Here is a 19,065-nt window from a genome sequence, read left to right as displayed (position 1 = left end):
CTGTGCGGTGCGACGAAGCCCGGTCGCGGCGCGTTTTAATCGAGTGCGCAGCGGTCAACCAGTCTTTACGGTGGAACTATCCGAAGAGAAAGAAAGAAGGTAGACCGATGTTTCCCGTCGAGCTGCGCGGCACCAGGGCGCAGACGCTGATGTGGGCCAACGAGCACGATATCGAGCCTGCCGCGCTGCGGCAGCTGCGAAACATCGCGCAACTCCAGTGGGTGCACGGGCTGCGCGTGATGCCGGACGTGCACCTGGGCAAAGGGGCGACGGTCGGGTCGGTCATCGCGATGAAGAACGCGGTGGCGCCCGCGGCCGTCGGCGTGGACATCGGGTGCGGTATGGAGAGCGTCCGGACGAATCTGACGGCCGCCGACCTGCCCGACAACCTGCATTCGCTGCGGTCGCGGATCGAGGCCGCCGTGCCGGTGGGCTTCCACGCGCACGACGACCCGGTCAACATCGGCAAGGTCGGCGCCGAGGCCTCGGCATTCGGCGTGGGCACCGCCACGTTGCGGTCGGGCTGGGACCGGTTCTGGGGTTCGTTCACCACGCTCGACAAGGGTGTCGGCGCGCGAGAGTCCAAGGCGCACAAGCAGATGGGCACCTTGGGCGGCGGCAATCACTTCATCGAAGTCTGCCTGGACCAGGACGACACGGTGTGGATCCTGCTGCATTCCGGTAGCCGCAACATCGGCAAGGAACTCGCCGAACGGCATATGACCGTCGCCCGTTCGCTGCCGCACAACGTGGACCTACCGGACCGGGATCTGGCCGTATTCCTCTCCGGCACACCGGAAATGGACGCCTACCGGCACGACCTGACCTGGGCACAGGAGTACGCCGCGCGCAACCGCGCGGTGATGCTGGCGCTGGTCTGCCGTGCGGTGCGTGACGAATTCGCCGGTCGCGACGTGCGTTTCGAGACGCCGATCTCCTGCCACCACAACTATGTGGCGGAGGAGATCATCGACGGCATGCCGATGCTCGTCACTCGCAAGGGCGCCGTCCGCGCGGGCGAGGGTGATCTGGCGCTGATCCCTGGCTCGATGGGTACGCGCTCGTATGTCGTGCGAGGCAAGGGAAATCCCGACTCCTTCCAGTCCGCCGCGCACGGCGCGGGACGGCGAATGAGCCGCAACGCCGCCAAGCGGCAGTTCACCGTCGCCGACCTGATCGCCCAGACCGAGGGCGTCGAGTCCCGCAAGGACGCCGGCGTGGTGGACGAGATCCCGGCCGCCTACAAGGACATCGACGAAGTCATCGCCGCCCAGCGCGACCTGGTCGACGTGGTGGCGACGCTGCGCCAGGTCCTCTGCGTGAAGGGCTGACCTCCGACCCGGCCGGACCCTCGCGGTCCGGCCGGGCTCGGGTGGATCGAGTGCAGCCCGAGCTGGGGCATCGGCGCGGCGAAGGTGTCCGTCGCGCGATAACGCGAACAGGAACTAGAACGCGTTCTATAGTCTGCACATGCAGACAGCGTCGACTGGGCAGCCGGGGGCGAGGCGGGCCGATCCGGTGCGGAAGTGGCGGAGGCGGGTGGGGGTGCTCGTCCTCACTGTCTCCCTGGCCTGTGCGGTTCTGGTCGCGGTTGCCTCACCCGCGGTGGCGATTCCGAACACCAGCGATGCGTTCTATCTGCCTCCGGCCGGTTACGAGTCGACCGAGCCGGGCACGATCCTGCGGTCTCGGCCGATTACGCCGGCCGCGCTCCAGCTGATTCCCATGCGGATTCGCGCGTGGCAGTTGCTGTATCGGACAACGGATTCGAACGGTGATCCGTACACCGCGGTGACCACGATCCTGATGGCGGATCACGGCAGGCCCGCGACCGCGATCCTGTCGTACGACAGCATGATCGACGCGATCGCGCCGAATTGCATGCCCTCGCACGTACTGCGGACCGGCGCGCCGTGGTTCGAGTTCGGGGGTAGCGGTGGTCCGATCACGCTGTCCACGACAGCCAGCGAGACCGCGATGATCGCTGCGGGCCTGGCCCAGGGGTGGGCGGTGTCGGTGCCTGACCTCGGTGGCGTCGAGAATCGGTTCCTGACGCCGCGGGAACCGGGATACGTTGCGCTCGACGGGGTTCGAGCCGCGCAGAACCTCGCCGCGCTCGGTCCGATCGGGGCGGAGACGCCCGCACTGTTCTGGGGGTACTCCGGCGGCGGAATCGCCACGACGTGGGCCGCGCAGGTGCAGCCGACGTACGCACCGGAACTGAACGTCGCGGGGATGGCCATCGGTGCGCCGGTTCCGGATTTCGCCGCCGCGATCATGAATGGAAACGGTTCTCCGGTAGCCGGTTTGGTCGCGGTCGGCGTGGCCGCATTGCGGCAGGACTCTCCCGAATTCGCGGAGCTCCTCGATCGCATCGTCACCGAGGAAGGCCAGCAGCTGCTCGCGGGAGCGGCGGCGAGCTGCACACCGCAGAACCTGGTCAGCTTCGCGTTCCGTGACTTCGACAGCCTCTTGACCGAGCCGTTGCAGCAGGTCATGAGCGCGCCACTCACCCAGCGCGTGCTCGCGGAACGAGCTCTGGGCGATACCGCCCCCACCGCGCCGCTGTATGTCTACAACGCCGTCGACGACGAATTGAGCACCATCGCGTCCGCCGATCAGTTCGTCGACGGATATTGCGCCGCAGGCACTTCCGTGACCTACCGGCGCGATGTCATCGCCTCCGTGATCTCCGCGCACACCTTCGAATGGGGTCTCGGCGCGCCCGCCGCTTTCGCTTGGCTGAAGGACCGAGCCGCCGATGCGGGCTTCCCGCCGACCGGTTGCGATATCCAGACGGTGTCGACCCCGACCACGCCTGCCGCGCTGAGCACCCTCGGACCTGATTACACCGGCGGGCTACTGGCCGCGATCCTCGGACATCGGTAGACCGCTACAAAGGCATCCGGCCCGACTGCGGTCGATTTGGCTCATCGCTTCGGGCAGAATTCGTGCGGATCCTGTTGCACGCCTGGCATTTCGGTATGACAAGCACACTGATATCGCGCTCAGGACAGCGACAACGCAGCTGAGCACCCACAGTCGCCCCGAGGCCGACGCGCGCCAATTCAGCGGCGGCGCAACGTGCCCGCGATACCCGCACCGACGAGCAGCACACCGGCTAGGAAGATGCTGCCGTTGATCACCCAGGCGTGCACCGCCAGGCGCGTCTCCGCGGACAGCAGCGGCAGGCCGTCGATGAGACGGAAAGTGTCGTCCGGGAACAGGAAGTAGACGATGCCGGGGAACACACCCCATACCAGACCGGCCAGGACCGTCCCCACGGGCGAGTAGGCCGCCAGGGCGGCGACCAAGAGCAGAAGCGCTGCGCCGCCGATGATTTGGAAGGTCGAGCCGAGGCGGTCGGCGGTGTCGCCGAGAATCACCCACTGTCTGGTATCGGCGGCGCCGTGCGCGGCCAACGCGATCCCGATCGGCGTCACCACCAATCCCGTCAGCACCGCGACGAGCGTGCGTCCTGCGTTGCCACTGGTGCGAAACTGCGCGCCGGGCGGGGTCCAGTTCGGGGGCGGCTGGTACTGGTACGACATCGTTCGCCTCCTGCGATCCCGCCATCGCTGTTCATCGTCGCCCCGCGGCGGTGCTCTCGCGCGACCACGGGGTACCACGATGATCTCGCGAAGCCGCCGGTTCGGTGGCGGATCGGGACTTCGCGGGAATCTGCTCGGGCGCGTCGACGCGGGGGCGGGCGGCGGAAGGTGTCGGTGGGATGGGGCACCATGGAGCGCGTGACCACGGCCGAGGAGAGTTTCGCGATCGACGGCACCGCTTCCGACCTGCGGGAGCGGGCCGAAGGGCTGCTGCGCGAGCTGGCGGGGGCGGGCGCGCGGCTACGGGAGGATCAGTGGACCGCGATCGAGGCGCTGGTGGTGCGGCGGCAGCGCGCCCTGGTCGTGCAGCGCACTGGGTGGGGCAAGTCGGCCGTCTATTTCATCGCGGCGAAGCTGCTGCGCGCCGAAGGCCGGGGCCCGACGGTGATCGTGTCGCCGCTGCTCGCGCTCATGCGCAATCAGGTGGCGGCGGCCGAGCGCGCCGGAGTGATCGCGGCGACCATCAACTCGGGCAATGTCACCGAGTGGGACGAGATCCACGATCGGGTCGCCGGTGGCGAGATCGACGTCCTGCTGGTCAGCCCGGAGCGGCTGAACAATCCGGACTTCCGCGATCAGGTCCTGCCGAAGCTGGCCGCCGACGCGGGCCTCGTGGTCATCGACGAAGCGCACTGCGTGTCCGACTGGGGCCACGATTTCCGGCCCGACTACCGTCGCATCCGCACCCTGATCGCCGATCTCGGCTCGGACGTGCCGGTGCTGGCCACCACCGCGACCGCCAACGACCGCGTGGTCACCGATGTCGCGACCCAGATCGGCACCGACACCCTGGTGCTGCGCGGCACGCTCGACCGGGAGTCGCTGCACATGTCGGTGGTGCGCCTGGAGGACGCGGTCGAGCGCACGGCCTGGCTGAGCGGCCACCTGCACCGGCTGCCCGGCTCCGGCATCGTCTACACGCTGACCGTCGCGGCCGCCCACGACCTGGCCGACGTGCTGAACTCGCACGGCCACACCGTCGCGGCCTACACCGGGCAGACCGACCCGGCCGAACGCGAGGCGCTGGAATCGGCGCTGCTGCGCAACGAGGTCAAGGCGCTCATCGCGACCTCCGCGCTCGGCATGGGCTTCGACAAACCCGATCTCGGTTTCGTCGTGCACGTCGGCGCGCCCTCCTCACCCATCGCCTACTACCAGCAGGTGGGCCGCGCGGGTCGCGGCACCGAGCGCGCCGAGGTGGTGCTGCTGCCCGGCCCGGAGGACACCCGGATCTGGAGCTACTTCGCCTCGGTGGCCTTCCCGCGCGAGCACATCGTGCGCACCGTGCTGGACGCCCTCGACCTGGACCGTCCGCTGTCCACCGCGGCGCTGGAGCCGCTGGTGGACTTGAACCGTTCCCGGCTGGAGATGGTGCTCAAGGTGCTGGACGTGGACGGCGCGGTGCGCCGGGTGCGCGGCGGCTGGATCAGCACCGGCGAGCCGTGGGCCTACGACACCGAGCGCTACGAACGTCTGGCCGCGGCCCGCGACGTCGAACAGCAAGCGATGCTGGACTACCAGTCGACCACCGGCTGCCGGATGAACTTCCTGCGCCGCCAGCTCGACGACCCTGGCCTGCCCGCACTGGACGCACAAACGCCTGGCTGCGCTCGCTGCGACAACTGCACCGGGTCGCGCCCCGACGCCACGGTCGACGCCGATGCCGTCGCGGCCACCCGCGCCCGCTTGGACCGCCCCGGCCTGGACCTCGCGCCGCGCAAACAGTGGCCGACCGGCATGGCCAAGCTCGGTATCCCGTTGTCGGGCAAGATCGGTGACGGCGCGGAGACCGGCCGAGTGCTCGGCAGGCTCACCGATCTCGGCTGGGGTCAACGCCTGCGCGCCCTGCTGGACGCTCCCGACGATCCCGTCCCCGACGCCGTCTTCGACGCCTGCATCGCGGTCTTGCGCGAGTGGGATTGGTCCACCCGCCCCACCTCGGTCATGGCCCTGGCGTCCGATCGCCACGCCGTGCTGACCGCCACTCTCGCCGCCCGCCTCGCCGAGGTCGGCAGGCTCCGCGATCTCGGCACCCTCGCGACCCGGCCCGGGCAGCCACCGGTCTCCGCGGCCAACTCCGCGCACCGCGTCGCGGGCCTCTACGACTCGTGGGACGTTCCCGACCTCTCCGGCGTCGACGGCCCGATTCTCCTGGTCGACGCCCGCACCGACACCGGCTGGACCCTCACGGTCGCCGCCCACGCCCTCCGCCGCGCGGGCGCACCCGCTGTCCTCCCCTTCGCGCTGGCCTCGGTCACCTGACCGCGTCGTCTACAAACTCAGCGTCGCCCGCAGACTCGCGTCCAGTGACTCGCTCTCCGCGGCGGTCAACTTCCCCAGCTTCTCGGTGAGCCACGGCCGGTAGGCCCGGTGCAGTTCCAGCGCGTCCACCCAGCCGTGTTCGGTGTATACGCCGAGCACATGGCCGGGATCGCTCACCACCACCGGGACGACGTGCAGCCAGCGGTACGGCGAGGTGATGACGGCCGGGTCGGAGACGAGCACCACCGTGCTGCGCCGGGGGAAGGGGGTGCCGTCGCTGAGAGTCGGTGCGTAGCTCCAGATCTCGCCGCGCCTCATGCGGCACCGCGGGACCGGCGGCGGGCGTCGGCGGCGGCGGACTCGGTGAGGTCGAGTTCGTCGTGGGCGGCGGCCAGGTCGGCGGCGTCGTCGACGGCGAGGCTGGTGAGACTGTCGTGCACGAGCGCGGAGCGCAGCGACGCGTTGATCAGCGACGAAAGGCTGCGGTTCTGGCGTTCGGCGGCCTGCTTGGCCCATTCGGCGACCTGCGGATCCAGCGTCACCGTGATGCGCGTCGCCTTACTCATACCTTCATGCATACCAGAACGGTGCACCGCGCGGAACCAGTGCGGCGTGCCCGATCGGACGCCGCGAGGCCCGCGTTTTCGACGGACGTCGTGCGCCCTGGCCCGTTAAGCTCGGACCGTGGCGAGCAAGTCCGCATCGGCCGTCGAGCTGGACGTCGGTGACCGCACCGTGCGCATCTCGAACCCGGATCGGGTGTACTTCCCCGAGTCCGGCGCGACCAAGCTCGACCTCGTGCAGTACTACCTGAGCGTCGGCGACGGCATCGTCAACGCTCTGCGCGACCGTCCGTGCATGCTGCACCGCTTCCCCAAGGGCCTGGCCGGCGACAAGGTGCACCAGAAGCGCCTGCCGCAGGGTGCTCCGGAGTGGATTCCGACGGTGCGCGTCTTCTTCCCGCGCTACGGCCGTCACGCCGACGAGCTGTGCGTGCGGGAACTGGCCGACGTGATCTGGGCCGTCCAGATGTCGACGGTCGAGTTCCATCCGTGGAACTCCCGCCGCGCCGACACCGAACGCCCCGACGAGTGGCGCATCGACCTGGACCCGATGCCGGACTGCCCGTGGTCGCGGGTGCAGCGCGTCGCGGGCGTGGTGCACGAGGTGCTCGACGAACTCGGCGCCGTCGGCTGGCCGAAGACCTCGGGCGGCAACGGACTGCACGTGTACGTGCGGATCGCACCGGAGTGGGGTTTCGCCGACGTGCGCAGGGCCGCGCTGGCATTCGCGCACGAGGTGGAGCGCCGCGCCCCCGACGACGTCACGACCACCTGGTGGCGACGCGACCGCGATCCGAAGCTGCTGTTCGTCGACTACAACCAGAACGCCCGCGACCACACCATTGCCGCGGCCTACTCGGTGCGCGGCGTACCGGAGGCGACCGTCTCCACTCCGGTCCGCTGGGACGAGATCCCCGATATCGATCCGCGCGACTTCACGATAAAGACGGTGCCGTCCCGTTACGCCGAGCTCGGCGACCTGCACGCCGGAATCGATGACGCAGTCTTCGCCATCGACGAGCTGCTGGAGTGGGCAGACCGGGAGCGCCTCGAGGTGGATCCGCCGGAGGAGGATTCTTAACGCGTGGTGCTACCGTCGCGGTGGCGAGCAGTCGGTCCGAGCACGGACCGTCGGTGCCGGCGAAGGAGGTCCGCGATCGTGATCGAGCGTCATCGAGTGGTCCAGTGGCTCAGCGTGTCCTCGCGCGCGACGGAGCCGAGCGTCGGCGAGGCGCGGTCGTGAACGAGACGCCGGTCCCGATCGCGATCGGTCCCACCCAACCCGCGCCGACGCTGCTGGAGAAGGCCGTCACCGAGGGCGGCGCGACGCTGAGCGACCTCGCCGAGGCGCGGGCGTTGATCTGGGCGGGCGGGCCCGGGGAGTTCCCGGAGCGGCTGCCCGACTCCGTCGTGTGGGTGCAGCTGCCCGCGGCGGGCGTCGAGGACTGGTTCACCGGGGGTCTGATCGCCCGGCATCCGAACGTCCGGTTCACCTCCGCCGCAGGCGCTTTCGCCGCCAGTGTGGCCGAGCACGCGCTGATGATGCTGCTCGCCGGTGTGCGCTACCTGCCCGAACAGCTGCGCGCGGGCAGCTGGCGCCAGCAGGACTTCTTCCCGCACGTCGGCACCCTGCGCGGTAAGACCGTCACCATCGTCGGCGCGGGCGGCATCGGCCGCGCGCTGATCCCGATGCTCGTCCCGCTCGGCGCGCACATCATCGCGGTGAACCGGTCCGGTCGACCGGTCACCGGTCCAGGCATTCCGTCGACGGTCGAGACGATCTCGGCCGAGCAGGTGTCCAGGGTGTGGCCGCGCACCGATCACGTGGTGGTGGCCGCGCCCGCGACCGCGGACACCCAGCACCTGATCAGCGCCGACGTGCTGGCCCGGCTCAAGCCCTCCTCGTGGGTGATCAATGTGGCCCGCGGCAGCCTGGTCGACACGGACGCGCTGGTGGCGGCGCTCGCTGTCGGCGCGATCGGCGGCGCCGGGCTCGACGTCACCGACCCGGAGCCGCTGCCGGACGGGCACCCGCTCTGGGTGCTGCCGAATGCCATTGTGACGCCGCACGATTCGAATCCGCCGCAGCTGCGTTTCGCCGCGTTCGCCGACCATGTCGAGGCGAACGTCGTCCGGTTCGTCGAGGGGCGCGAACTGCTCGCGCCGATCGATCCCGCGCGCGGCTACTGACCTCCGCACGGGCCCCGGCGACAGGGACCGCACCGAGCCGACCGGCGAGTTCCACCACACCCGGCCACGGGTCCGCACCCGGCGCACAGGACCCCGTCGAGGCGAAACCGCCGCATTCGGCGCGCACGAGCATCGCCACCCCGCCGTTCGCGATGGCGTCGTGACGAGAGCGCCCTAATCTGCCATTGACAAATGGCACATTCACAGATGATCCTTGATCCCATGACAAGGTCAACGAGGACCTCGGTCCCCGGCGTTCCCGCCGCGCCCTCCCTGCGTGCCGGTCTTGCCGCCGCGGCCGCCGAGTACGGATTGCGGCCGCTGAACTGCGCCATTCCCCTGAATACGCCGGGCATCTGGTTCGCGCGCAACCTCATCGCTGCGATCATGGCCGCGGCCGGACCACCACCGGCAGGCACCAGCGTCGCCCCGGTTCGCGCGGGCGCGGTGCGCGGCGAATGGGTGCGAGCACCGGGCGTCGAATTCGGCAGGCGCGCGATCTACTACATCCACGGCAGCGGGTACGTCCTCTGCTCTGCCCGCACCCACCGCGGGCTCGCCGCCCGGCTCTCCCGCGAGACCGGTCGCCCGGTATTCCTCATCGATTACCGGCTGGCGCCGGAGCACCGCTTCCCCGCCGCGGCCGACGATGTGGCGGCGGGCTACCGGTGGCTGCTCCAGCGCGGCTACGAGGCGAAAGACCTCGCCATCGCCTGTGATTCGGCGGGCGGGCACCTCGCGCTCGATCTGCTGGTGCAGAACGAGACCCGCGCGCTGCCGCCGCCTGCCGCCGTGGCGATGTTCTCGCCGCTGCTCGACCTCACCCTGAGCCTCGCCGCCGGACAGGAACGGCGCAGACGCGATCCGGTCATCTCGGCGCGCGCCGCCGCCCGGCTGCCTCGTCAGTACACCCGCGGCCTCCCCGCCGACGCGCCCCGGCTGCGGCTCACTGTGCCCGCTGGCATCGAACTGCCGCCGATCCTGGTCCAGGCCGGTGGCGCCGAGATGCTCAGCGCGGACGCGCGGCGGCTGCACGAACTGGTGCGCGCCGCGGGCGGCGTCTGCGAGCTGGAGATCTGGCCGGGCCAGGTGCACGTCTTCCAGGCGCTGCCCCGGCTGGTTCCGGAGGCCGACCTGGCGCTGCGCAGGACCGCGGAATTTCTCGGCGCGGCATGGGCCGCGCGCACCGATGTGGAACAGGTGAGCTGAGATGTTGGAAAGACTTGTCCCGCTGAGCTTTCGATCGCGCCGCAGCCACGGGGCGCGGGCTGTGGTGACGGGCGCGGGCAGCGGCATCGGCCGCGCCTTCGCGGTCGAGCTCGCCGCCCGCGGCGGTCAGGTGATCTGCGCCGATATCGACCAGGCGCGCGCCGAGCAGACCGTCGCGATCATCGAGCGCACCCATCCCGGCGCCGCGCACGCCTTCCGCTGCGATGTGTCCCAGCGCGCGGATGTGGAGGTGCTGGCTCGCTTCGCCGAATCGGTTTTCGACAAGCCGGTCTCTCTGGTGATCAACAACGCGGGTGTCGGCATCGGCGGTAAACCCGTGGGCGCCATCGGTTTCGCCGACTGGGAGTGGGCGCTGGGCATCAATCTCTGGGGCGTGGTGCACGGCTGCGAGATCTTCACCCCGATGCTGCGGGAGGCGGGCCGCGGCGGCATCGTCAACGTCGCCTCGGCGGCCGCCTTCGCGGCCGCGCCCTCCATGGCCGTCTACAACACCTCCAAGGCCGCGGTGCTTTCGCTGTCGGAGACCATGGCCGCCGAACTGAGCGGCAGCGGAGTCGCGGTCACGGTGCTGTGCCCGACCTTCGTCAAGACCAACGTGGCCAAGGACGGACGCATCACCGCCCAGTCCATGCGGCTGGCCGAAACTCTCATGCGCTGGACCGGTTTCACCCCGGAACACGTCGCACGCATCACGCTCGACGCCAACGACCGCGGCAGCCTCTACGTCGTACCGCAACTCGACGCGCAGCTGATCTGGCGCCTCAAGCGCTACTTCCCCGCGCCCTACACCCTCGCCCTCGGCCTGCTGGAACGCCTGCTGCCGCAGGACGATTCGACCACTCCGGACCGCGCCGCGGTCACCGACAAGACGGGAGTCTGACATGGCCGCCATCGCTATGGACTTCGAGGACATGCTCCGCAAGATCAAGGACCGCCAGTGGGCGCTGGCCGACATCGACTGGGACGCTCCCGGCGCGGAGACCATCACCCCCGAGCTGCACGCGCGGCTCAAGCCGTTCATGGCCGACCTCATGTGGATCGAGAACGTCGGCGCCCGCGGTTTCGCGGCCATGGCCAAGAAGGCGCCCACCGAAACCCTGCGCGAGATCTACCGCTACTTCCACGCCGAGGAACAGAAGCACGCCAACGCCGAGCTGGCGCTGATGCGCCGCTGGGGCATGCTCGACGGCGACGAGATCCCGCAGCCGAACGTGAACGTCAAGCTGGTCATCGACTTCCTGGACAAGTACTCCGACGACATGTCGCTGTCGTTCCTCGGCACGGTGATCCCGATGCTCGAGGTGGCGCTGGACGGCGCACTGGTCAAGTTCATCATGGACGAGATCGAGGATCCAGTCTGCCAGGAGGCGTTCAAGCGGATCAATGCCGACGAATCTCGGCACCTGGCGGTCGATTTCGCGGTGATGGATCTGCTCGGGCACGCCGAGATGCGCAAGCTGCTCATCGAGCTGATCGGCGGTTGGGTCAAGCCGACCTTCCTGATCGGCGTGCTGAGCTACGTGCCGCTGCTGAACAAGATGCGCGACAACATCGTCGCGATGGGCGTGGACGAGGAGAAGCTCTACACGGCGCTGAAGCGCTACCGCACTGTCGGCGAGCGCAGCGATTTCGCGCGCAGGCTGCCGATGTATCAGATCGTGAAGATGCACGGCGGCTGGGTGGTGAACCGAGACCACCCGTATCACGTGCTGGCCGACGCCCTGGTCAAGATCACCGCGCGGGTGCCGAAGCGGTTGCTGCGCCGAGATCCCACCTGGGCCAAGGAAATCACCTACGAACCGGCTGCTTGAGAGACAACGCCATGACCAATACACAGACGCTCGACGTCGCGGTGATCGGCGGCGGCTTCGCTGGCATCGGCGCCGCGATCCGTTTGAAACAGCGCGGCATCGAGAACTTCGCCATCCTGGAGCGCGACACCGCACTCGGCGGCACCTGGCGCGACAACACCTATCCCGGTGCGGCCTGTGACATTCCGTCGCGGCTCTACTCCTACAGTTTCGCGCCCAATCCGAACTGGTCGCAGACCTATTCCGGCAGCGCGGAGATCCTCGGCTACATCGAGTCGATGGCGACGCAGTATCGGCTGCGCCCGCACGTTCGATTCGGTTGCACCGTCACCGGACTCGCGTTCGACGAGGACGCGGGCACGTGGGTTATCGCGGTGGAAGGCGCCGCGCCCGTGCGGGCACGCACCGTGGTGCTCGCCTCCGGACCGCTGGCGAACGCGAGCTTCCCCGCCCTCCGCGGCATAGAGACCTACGAAGGGCACAAGATCCACAGTGCCCGTTGGGATCACGGCTACGACTTCACCGGCAAGCGGGTCGCGGTGATCGGCACCGGGGCGAGCGCGGTGCAGATCATCCCCGAGCTGGTCGACAAGGCCGCCTCGGTCAAGGTGTTCCAGCGCACGCCCGGCTGGGTGCTGCCCCGGGTGAACCGGCGCACCAGCCCGCTCACCAAGAGCCTCTACCGGCACGTGCCAGGGGCGGAATCGCTGGCCAGGCGCGCCTGGTTCTACGGGCACGAGTCGGTGGCGCTCGGCGTCGTGTGGAACACCCCGCTGACCCGCGTCGTCGAGCTGGCCGGACGGGCCCAGCTGCGCAGGCAGGTGCGCGACCCGTGGCTGCGCCGCCAGCTGACGCCGGAGTTTCGTGCCGGGTGCAAGCGCCTGCTGATGACCGACGACTACTACCCGGCGTTGCAGCGCGACAACTGCAAGCTGATCACCTGGCCGATCGCGCGACTCGCACCGCACGGCATCCGCACCGCGGAAGGTGTTGAGCACCAGGCGGATTGCATCGTGTTCGCGACCGGGTTCGACGTGTCCAAAGCCGGGACGCCGATCCCGATCACCGGCCGCGACGGCCGGGTGCTCGCCGAGGAGTGGTCGCGGGGCGCGTACGCGTACAAGAGCGTCGCCGTGTCGGGCTATCCGAATCTGTTCTTCACCTTCGGGCCGAATTCCGGACCCGGCCACAATTCGGCGCTGGTGTACATGGAGGCCCAGATCGACTACCTGGTCGAGGCGATCGGCACCGTCCTGGACCGGGACCTGCGCATGCTCGACGTCCGCAGGGACCGCCAGGACCGATACAACATGGCGATCCAGCGCAGGCTCACCGCGACCACCTGGAACTCCGGCTGCCACAGCTGGTACCTGACCGACGACGGCTTCAACGCCACCATGTATCCCGGTTTCGCGACGCAGTACGTGCACCAGCTGCGCGAGCTGCGGCTCGAGGACTATCACGTGGTGGCCGCAGACGCGGGTGCGCGGGCGGCCCGGATCGCGGCGGTCTCCTAGCGGGCGAGCCGGCCGACCCGCCGGAACGACGTGAGCCCGGCGCGCGCCCGTAGGTGCCGCCGGGCTCGTCTCGCTAGACTCGGTTCTTTCGACGATCAAGGTCGCGGCCGCCGGGGCATCCGGTGCGCCGCGGCGGGCGAGGAGGTGAGCGCGGTGGCCGAGTATCGGATCGACGATCTGGCCCGCGCGGCGGGCACCACCACCCGCAACGTGCGCGCCTACCAGGAGCGCGGCCTGCTGCCGCCGCCGATCGGCAAGGACGGCAGGGCAAGCATCTACGACGAAACGCACCTGGACCGGCTGCGGCTGATCGACGCGCTGTTGCAGCGCGGCTTCACCACCGCGCACATCGCCGATTTCATCACCAGCTGGGAGACCGGCAAGGACCTGACCGAGGTGCTCGGCCTCCAGCACGCGGTCACCGCCGCCTGGGCGAAGACCGAGACCTTCGAGGTTCCGCGCGAGCTGATCGAGACGCTGCTCGGCGCCGAGGCCGCCGATCTGGTCGACCGGCTGACCGAGATGAAGCTGGTCCGGGTCGAGGGCGAGACCGTGGTGTTCACCGACACCCAGCTGCTGGCCTCCTTCGCCGAACTGCACGAATACGGCTTGGAGCTACGCACCCTCATCGAGATCTACGCCAAGGTCGCCGACCGGATCGACGACATCACCCATATCATGATCACCGCCGCCAAGCAGCACATCATCGACGAGCACGGCCCGGGCTGGCTGCCCGAGACCAGCGGCGAAATCGCCGAGACCACAACGATGTTGAACAAGATGCGGGAGCTGGCCACCGCCTCGGTGCACGCCACCCTCGCGCGGTCGCTCGACGTGACGCTGCGCCGCGAACTCGGCGAGTATCTCGCCACCGCCGCCGAGCGGGAAGCCAAGCGCACCGGCAAACGCTCCTGACGCACGTCATCGCCGCGCGTAGAGCACCGCGGCACAGCCGTACCCGACGGCGGTGAGCCCGAGACACCACAGCACCGCCGCGACGGCCTGCCCTCCCCCGCCGCTCGCCAGGAGACCGCGCACGGTGCCGATCACCGGTGTGGCGGGCTGATTCTCGGCGAACGAGCGCAGCCAGCCGGGCATGGTGCCGATCGGGACGAACGCGCTGCTCACGTAGGGAACGAACATGACGGCGTAGGTGAATCCGCCCGCGGCCTCCGGACTCCTGGCCAGCACGCCGAGCGCGACTGCGATCCAGGTGACGGCGTGCACGAACAACACGATGAGCCCGAACGCGGCCGCCCAGTCGAACATGCCTGCGCCGGAACGGAATCCGAGCGCGAAGGCGATCGCGAGCACGATGCCGACGGCAGCGAGGTTACGGACGACGCCCTCCCCCACATGTCCCGCGAGCAGCGCCTGCCGGAAGGCGGGCAGCGTACGGAACCTCTCCACAGCGCCGGAGATCATGTCCGTCGATACCGCCGTCGCGGTAATGGACGCGCCGAAACCAGTGCACAGCAGGATGATTCCCGGCAGCACATAATCGAGGTAGGGCATGCCGACCTGGATCGCGCCGCCGAAGACGTAGACGAACAGCAGCATGATCAGGATCGGCAGCAGCAGCGAGACGATCAGGGTGTCGCGGCTGCGCAGGGTACGGCGCGTCGCGCGCCGGAACATGACCGCGGAATCCGCGACCGCCGCCGCCAACCGTCTCATCCGCGCCGGGCGAGTGCGCGCGTCGTCCTGCCAGGGCTGGACAGGCGGGTACCGAAGGCGTTGGACGCGGTCAGGATCACGTCGCGGCACGCTCGACGATGTCGGCCGTGCGCCGGGTCGCGTCCGAGCTCGAATGCAGCCGCGCAGCCAGGCTTTTCGCCCGCTGCCTGGTCTCCGGTGCGAGCAGGGTCCGGACGCCTTCGGTCAGCCGCTCCGCGTCCAGCCGCTGGAACGGCAGATGCGCGCCGACTCCGAGCCGTGCGACCTGACCGCCCCACATCGGCTGATCGAACGACACCGAGCAGACCAGCGTCGGCAGGCCTGCGCGCAGGCTCTCGAAGGTGGTGCCGATTCCGCCGTGATGCACGGCCGCGGCGCACAGCGGGAAGACGATGTCGTGCGCGAGCGGTCCGACGACCCGCACGTTCGGGCCGGTCTCGGCGTTCGCGGCGTCCAGATCGCTCCATCCCGCGCTCACCAGCCCGCGCCTGCCGAGCCGCGCGCAGACCTGCTCCACGATGGCCAGCACCGCGTGCGTGTCTCTGATGGGCATGCTGCCGAACCCGAAGTACACCGGCGGCTCGCCCTCCGCGATCCAGGCCAGCACCTCGCCGTGATCGGCGGCGAGCTCACCGACCGCCTCGCGCGCCGAGCGCTCGAGCGGCAGGAAGCCGACCAGCGGCCTGCGCTCACCCCACTCCTCGGCCAGACCAGGCACCAGCGCGCGATCGTAGATCTGCACCTCGGGCACGCCGCGGCGATCCAGCACGGCCGCCGGGCTGGCCACCGACCTGCGCAGGCCCAGTTCGCGGCGCAGCTGGTCGAGGTAGCGCAGGAAGACCACCCGCCGCAGGTTCTCGGCCAGCGCCCAGGTCGCGCGGTTGACCGCGGCGGGTGGACGCCAGTGCGGCGGCAGCGCGCCGGGGAACGGGTACGCCCCGTTCTTGCGGCCGGGGAATCCGTGCATGGTCACCATCGGCACCCCCATCGCCTCGGCCACCGACGCGGCCCGATCCTCGGTGAGCAACGTGGAGACGATGATGTCGGCGTCCCGGCAGACCTCGACGACCTCCCGGTTCATCCGCTCGGCGTAATCGGCCATCTGCTTGCCGACCAGCTGCATCAACCGGAAACTGCTGCCCGCGGCCAGTGCGCGCTGCCCCTCGTCGGAGGCGTACAGCTGCTGCACGTCCGGACCGCACGGGATCGCGGTCAGCCCGGTGCGCGCGGTGAAATCGATGAGATTGGGCGGAGCGCCGACGGTCACCTCGTGGCCGCGGCGGCGCAGTTCCAGACCGAGCGCCACCGCGGGTTGCACGTCCCCGCGCGTGCCGGTCAGCGGTATCGCCACCTTCATGCCGTCGCCTCCCGCCGGTCGGCGCGATTCTCCCTCATCGGACCTCCTGCGTCCGTACGGTGGTGGCCATGCACGTCGCGTTGTTCACCGACTTCCATCCCGCCACTCTCGGCGGAATCCAGACATCGGTGAACGCCCTGCGGCGCGGTCTGGCACGGGCCGGTCACCGGGTCACGGTGTTCGCCGCACCCACGCCGGAATCTACCGAACCCGACTCGGACCTGGTGGTCCTTTCGGCACTCGCGGGCGTGCGGGTGAACGGATTCGCGATGGTGCTGCCGACGCCGGAGAACAGTCGCCGCATCGACGCGGCCTTCGCCGACCGCGGTCCGGTCGACGTCGTGCATCTGCACACCACCTACGGTGTCGCGATCGCCGGGCTGCGCGCCGCGCGCCGCCACGGGATTCCGGTCGTGCAGACGGTGCACAGCCGCGACGACGCGTTCATCCAGCACACCTCGCCGACGCCGTACCTGTCCGCGCTCGCCGTGCGGGTGCTGCACGGCCGCTTCGTCGCGCACCGGGAATCGTTGTCGCACAACGAGGAATCTCGCGCGGCACGGCACGCCTGGCACACGATGGTGAACCACGCGCGCGCCGCCGACCGGGTGATCGTGCCGACCGAACACTTCGCCGACCGGTTCCGCGCGCACGGGTTGGACCGCCCGATTCGGGTGATTTCCAACGGTATCGACGACGCACTGCTCGATGCCGCCCGCGCCGCGGCCGCGATCGCGCCGTCGGCGACCGACGCCGCCGGGAGCAGCGGCGAAACAAGCGAAACCTCAGCACCTTTCACCGGTAGTAGCGCGAAACACGCAGCGCCCCTTCGTGTGCTGTGGTGTGGACGGTTGTCGCCGGAGAAGCGACTGCTGGAAGCCCTCGAAGCCGTCCGCCGAACGCCGGGCTGCACGCTGGACATATACGGCACCGGAGATCTGGAGGCCGCGGCCCACGCCGCGATCGAGGCGGGCGGACTCGCGGACCGCGTCCGGCTGCACGGCGGCGTGCCTCAGCTCGATTGCCTCACCGCGATGGCGGCGCACGACGTACTGCTCTTCCCCTCGACGGGATTCGACACCCAGGGCATGGCGCTGCTGGAGGCCGTCGCCATGGAGCTGCCGGTGGTCTACTGCGATCCCGATCTCGCGGAGACTGTGCCGCCGGGCGGCGGTGTGCGGACATCGGCCCCCTCGGTCGAGTCGATCGCCGCCACCCTGCGCGATCTGGCCGCCGATCCGGCGCGGCTGATTCCGATGCGAAAGGTCCTGAGCGAGTATGCCGACACGGCTCGGCAGTCGCGGCTGACCGATCGGATCGTCGCCGAATACACCGACCTGACGGGCGGCGCCGACCGCGCTTCGGCGCAGGCGGCCATCCCCACCGCTCCCGGTCGTCTCCCGCTGCTCGGTCACAGCCTCGCCGCGTTGCGCGGCGGGCTGCCGTTCGTCGCCAGGCTGGCCGAGATCGGGCCGATCGTGCGCATCTACCTCGGCCCGCGCCCCGCCTATGTCCTGACGACGCCCGAACTGATTCGCGAGGTCGGCTTCGGCGAGGCCGGGTCGTTCCATCGCGAGGAGCTGCGGGAGGCGATGCACGAGGTCATCCACGGCGCCTCGAACGTGCTCAGCGGCACACCGCACGAACTGCGCCGCCGCATGATCGCCCCGGCGCTGCGCAGGCGCAGGCTCGCCGAGTACACCACCGTCGCCGCGGAGCTGGTCAACGCGTGGGCCGACGCCCTTCCCGCCGATCGCGAGCTGAACCTGGTGAACGAGGCGCACCGGCTGGTGCTGGACATCATCTCGGCCACCCTGTTCACCGCCGATTTCGGCGCGGCGGCGAAACGCGAAGTACGCGAGAACATTCCGTGGCTGCTCGGTCAGGTGATCCAGCGGGCCGCGCTGCCGCCGCCGGTCCGGCGGGTCCGGGTCGTCGCGAATCGCCGCTTCGCCGCGAAGTCCGCCGCGCTACGGGCGCAGATCGGTGCGGTGGTCGCCGAATACCGCAGGGCCGACCGGGATTTCCACGACGTGCTCTCGGCGCTGGTCCGCCACACCGACCCAGAGACCGGTGCGCGTCTGTCCGACGAGGAGATCGTCGACGAGCTGATCCTGATGCTGGCGGCGGGCGTCGGCTCGACGGCTTCGATCATGGCCTGGGTCTGGCACGAGACCATGCGCAACCGCGAGGTCGGTGACGAATTGCGCAGAGAACTGGACGATTTCGTCGGCACCGCGCCGGTCCGCTCGGACCACGTGGTCGCGCTGCCGTATCTGCGGCTGGTGGTGCTGGAGACGTTGCGGTTCTGGGGGCCCTGGGTGAGCACGCAGACCGCCGATGGACCGGTCACCGTCGGCGACGTCACCCTGCCCGACGGCGCGACGGTGGTGTACAGCCCGTACCTCGTGCACCACACCGAGCGCTACTACCCCGCGCCCGAAACCTTCGATCCGGATCGGTGGTTCGCCGGACGGGTCGAGGAGATCGACAAGAAGGCGATCCTGCCGTTCGGCGTGGGAGAGCGGCACTGTCCCGGCAACAACTTCGCCGTCATGACTGTCACGCTCGCCACCGCGGCGCTGTTCGCGCACTGGCGGCCGACGCCCGATCCGAAGTACCGGGTGCGGCCGACCACCCTCGATTTCGTGCCCTCGCCGTCCAAACTGCCGGTCGTGCTGCACCACAGATGATCGGCGCGCGGCGTACCAGGGCGACGATCGGCGTAGCAGAGCACGACCGACGCGTGCGGCTGCGACATCCCGTTGTTCCGGGCTGGGACCTGTCCATATCCATCGAACAACCGGGCGGGCGACGTACGCTGCTCGGTGAGCGTGTGCGCCTACG

At 69.7% G+C, this 19,065-nt stretch carries 16 protein-coding genes; 11 read left to right on the top strand and 5 right to left on the bottom strand.

Annotated features, from left to right (window positions below; genetic code table 11):
* Window positions 1–107 precede the first annotated feature (107 nt).
* Both ACRWNM_RS01860 and ACRWNM_RS01855 read left to right on the top strand, forming a co-directional pair.
* Window positions 108–1,331 carry an RtcB family protein gene (locus tag ACRWNM_RS01860; RefSeq protein ID WP_431962761.1) on the top strand — a complete coding sequence of 408 codons (1,224 nt, stop codon included), beginning with the start codon at window positions 108–110 and terminating at the stop codon, window positions 1,329–1,331.
* A 139-nt stretch (window positions 1,332–1,470) separates the two neighbouring features.
* Complete coding sequence (locus ACRWNM_RS01855) at window positions 1,471–2,889, top strand: lipase family protein (protein WP_431962759.1); 1,419 nt, start codon at window positions 1,471–1,473, stop codon at window positions 2,887–2,889.
* Window positions 2,890–3,068: 179 nt separating this feature from the next.
* Here the strand turns inward: ACRWNM_RS01855 and ACRWNM_RS01850 are convergent, their stop codons facing one another.
* Window positions 3,069–3,551 (bottom strand): hypothetical protein, encoded by a 483-nt coding sequence (locus tag ACRWNM_RS01850; protein ID WP_431962757.1) that lies wholly within the window; start codon window positions 3,549–3,551, stop codon window positions 3,069–3,071.
* Between the two features lie 189 nt (window positions 3,552–3,740).
* Between ACRWNM_RS01850 and ACRWNM_RS01845 the strand changes: the two genes are divergently transcribed.
* Window positions 3,741–5,873 (top strand): RecQ family ATP-dependent DNA helicase, encoded by a 2,133-nt coding sequence (locus tag ACRWNM_RS01845; protein ID WP_431962755.1) that lies wholly within the window; start codon window positions 3,741–3,743, stop codon window positions 5,871–5,873.
* Window positions 5,874–5,882: 9 nt separating this feature from the next.
* Here the strand turns inward: ACRWNM_RS01845 and ACRWNM_RS01840 are convergent, their stop codons facing one another.
* Together ACRWNM_RS01840 and ACRWNM_RS01835 are read right to left on the bottom strand one after the other, a co-directional pair.
* Window positions 5,883–6,191: a hypothetical protein gene (locus ACRWNM_RS01840; protein ID WP_431962753.1), complete on the bottom strand. Its 309-nt coding sequence runs from the start codon at window positions 6,189–6,191 to the stop codon at window positions 5,883–5,885.
* Window positions 6,188–6,439: a DUF6364 family protein gene (locus ACRWNM_RS01835; protein ID WP_431962751.1), complete on the bottom strand. Its 252-nt coding sequence runs from the start codon at window positions 6,437–6,439 to the stop codon at window positions 6,188–6,190. The genes ACRWNM_RS01840 and ACRWNM_RS01835 overlap by 4 nt, the downstream gene beginning before the upstream one ends.
* A gap of 118 nt (window positions 6,440–6,557) precedes the next feature.
* Here ACRWNM_RS01835 and ligD point away from each other — a divergent pair, with 118 nt between their 5' ends.
* The 7 genes from ligD (at window position 6,558) to ACRWNM_RS01800 (ending at window position 14,099) form a co-directional block, all read left to right on the top strand.
* Entirely contained in the window at window positions 6,558–7,517 is a 960-nt protein-coding gene (ligD, locus tag ACRWNM_RS01830) for a non-homologous end-joining DNA ligase (RefSeq protein ID WP_431962749.1), read from the top strand.
* A gap of 158 nt (window positions 7,518–7,675) precedes the next feature.
* The gene (locus ACRWNM_RS01825) at window positions 7,676–8,626 is read left to right on the top strand and encodes a D-isomer specific 2-hydroxyacid dehydrogenase family protein (protein WP_431962747.1); all 951 of its coding nucleotides are present in this window, start codon (window positions 7,676–7,678) and stop codon (window positions 8,624–8,626) included.
* 222 nt (window positions 8,627–8,848) lie between these two features.
* Window positions 8,849–9,835, top strand: a complete 987-nt coding sequence (locus ACRWNM_RS01820) for an alpha/beta hydrolase (RefSeq protein WP_431962745.1) — start codon at window positions 8,849–8,851, stop codon at window positions 9,833–9,835.
* A 1-nt stretch (window position 9,836) separates the two neighbouring features.
* Window positions 9,837–10,736, top strand: a complete 900-nt coding sequence (locus tag ACRWNM_RS01815) for an SDR family NAD(P)-dependent oxidoreductase (RefSeq protein ID WP_431962743.1) — start codon at window positions 9,837–9,839, stop codon at window positions 10,734–10,736.
* Between the two features lies 1 nt (window position 10,737).
* The gene (locus ACRWNM_RS01810; RefSeq protein ID WP_431962741.1) at window positions 10,738–11,667 is read left to right on the top strand and encodes a ferritin-like domain-containing protein; all 930 of its coding nucleotides are present in this window, start codon (window positions 10,738–10,740) and stop codon (window positions 11,665–11,667) included.
* Between the two features lie 11 nt (window positions 11,668–11,678).
* Window positions 11,679–13,184: a flavin-containing monooxygenase gene (locus ACRWNM_RS01805; RefSeq protein WP_431962739.1), complete on the top strand. Its 1,506-nt coding sequence runs from the start codon at window positions 11,679–11,681 to the stop codon at window positions 13,182–13,184.
* A gap of 153 nt (window positions 13,185–13,337) precedes the next feature.
* Window positions 13,338–14,099 (top strand): MerR family transcriptional regulator, encoded by a 762-nt coding sequence (locus ACRWNM_RS01800; protein ID WP_431962737.1) that lies wholly within the window; start codon window positions 13,338–13,340, stop codon window positions 14,097–14,099.
* 6 nt (window positions 14,100–14,105) lie between these two features.
* On the opposite strand, the gene ACRWNM_RS01795 is transcribed toward ACRWNM_RS01800, so the two are convergent.
* Together ACRWNM_RS01795 and ACRWNM_RS01790 are read right to left on the bottom strand one after the other, a co-directional pair.
* Window positions 14,106–14,861, bottom strand: a complete 756-nt coding sequence (locus tag ACRWNM_RS01795) for an ABC transporter permease (RefSeq protein WP_431962735.1) — start codon at window positions 14,859–14,861, stop codon at window positions 14,106–14,108.
* 76 nt (window positions 14,862–14,937) lie between these two features.
* Entirely contained in the window at window positions 14,938–16,218 is a 1,281-nt protein-coding gene (locus tag ACRWNM_RS01790; protein ID WP_431962734.1) for a glycosyltransferase, read from the bottom strand.
* 68 nt (window positions 16,219–16,286) lie between these two features.
* On the opposite strand from ACRWNM_RS01790, the gene ACRWNM_RS01785 reads away from it, so the two are divergent.
* Entirely contained in the window at window positions 16,287–18,911 is a 2,625-nt protein-coding gene (locus ACRWNM_RS01785) for a cytochrome P450 (RefSeq protein WP_431962732.1), read from the top strand.
* Window positions 18,912–19,065: the final 154 nt, after the last annotated feature.

Source organism: Nocardia sp. bgisy134, assembly GCF_965341865.1.
Lineage (GTDB): Bacteria > Actinomycetota > Actinomycetes > Mycobacteriales > Mycobacteriaceae > Nocardia.
The sequence above is the reverse complement of the archived record's forward strand: the minus strand, read 5'-3'. Positions and strand labels throughout refer to the sequence as shown.

Coding starts and splice junctions, on each gene's coding strand:
- ACRWNM_RS01860 (WP_431962761.1), top strand. CDS start 108: ATGTTTCCCGTCGAGCTGCGCGGCACCAGGGCGCAGACGCTGATGTGG.
- ACRWNM_RS01855 (WP_431962759.1), top strand. CDS start 1,471: ATGCAGACAGCGTCGACTGGGCAGCCGGGGGCGAGGCGGGCCGATCCG.
- ACRWNM_RS01850 (WP_431962757.1), bottom strand. CDS start 3,551: ATGTCGTACCAGTACCAGCCGCCCCCGAACTGGACCCCGCCCGGCGCG.
- ACRWNM_RS01845 (WP_431962755.1), top strand. CDS start 3,741: ATGGAGCGCGTGACCACGGCCGAGGAGAGTTTCGCGATCGACGGCACC.
- ACRWNM_RS01840 (WP_431962753.1), bottom strand. CDS start 6,191: ATGAGGCGCGGCGAGATCTGGAGCTACGCACCGACTCTCAGCGACGGC.
- ACRWNM_RS01835 (WP_431962751.1), bottom strand. CDS start 6,439: ATGAGTAAGGCGACGCGCATCACGGTGACGCTGGATCCGCAGGTCGCC.
- ACRWNM_RS01820 (WP_431962745.1), top strand. CDS start 8,849: ATGACAAGGTCAACGAGGACCTCGGTCCCCGGCGTTCCCGCCGCGCCC.
- ACRWNM_RS01815 (WP_431962743.1), top strand. CDS start 9,837: ATGTTGGAAAGACTTGTCCCGCTGAGCTTTCGATCGCGCCGCAGCCAC.
- ACRWNM_RS01810 (WP_431962741.1), top strand. CDS start 10,738: ATGGCCGCCATCGCTATGGACTTCGAGGACATGCTCCGCAAGATCAAG.
- ACRWNM_RS01805 (WP_431962739.1), top strand. CDS start 11,679: ATGACCAATACACAGACGCTCGACGTCGCGGTGATCGGCGGCGGCTTC.
- ACRWNM_RS01795 (WP_431962735.1), bottom strand. CDS start 14,861: ATGAGACGGTTGGCGGCGGCGGTCGCGGATTCCGCGGTCATGTTCCGG.
- ACRWNM_RS01790 (WP_431962734.1), bottom strand. CDS start 16,218: ATGAAGGTGGCGATACCGCTGACCGGCACGCGCGGGGACGTGCAACCC.
- ACRWNM_RS01785 (WP_431962732.1), top strand. CDS start 16,287: ATGCACGTCGCGTTGTTCACCGACTTCCATCCCGCCACTCTCGGCGGA.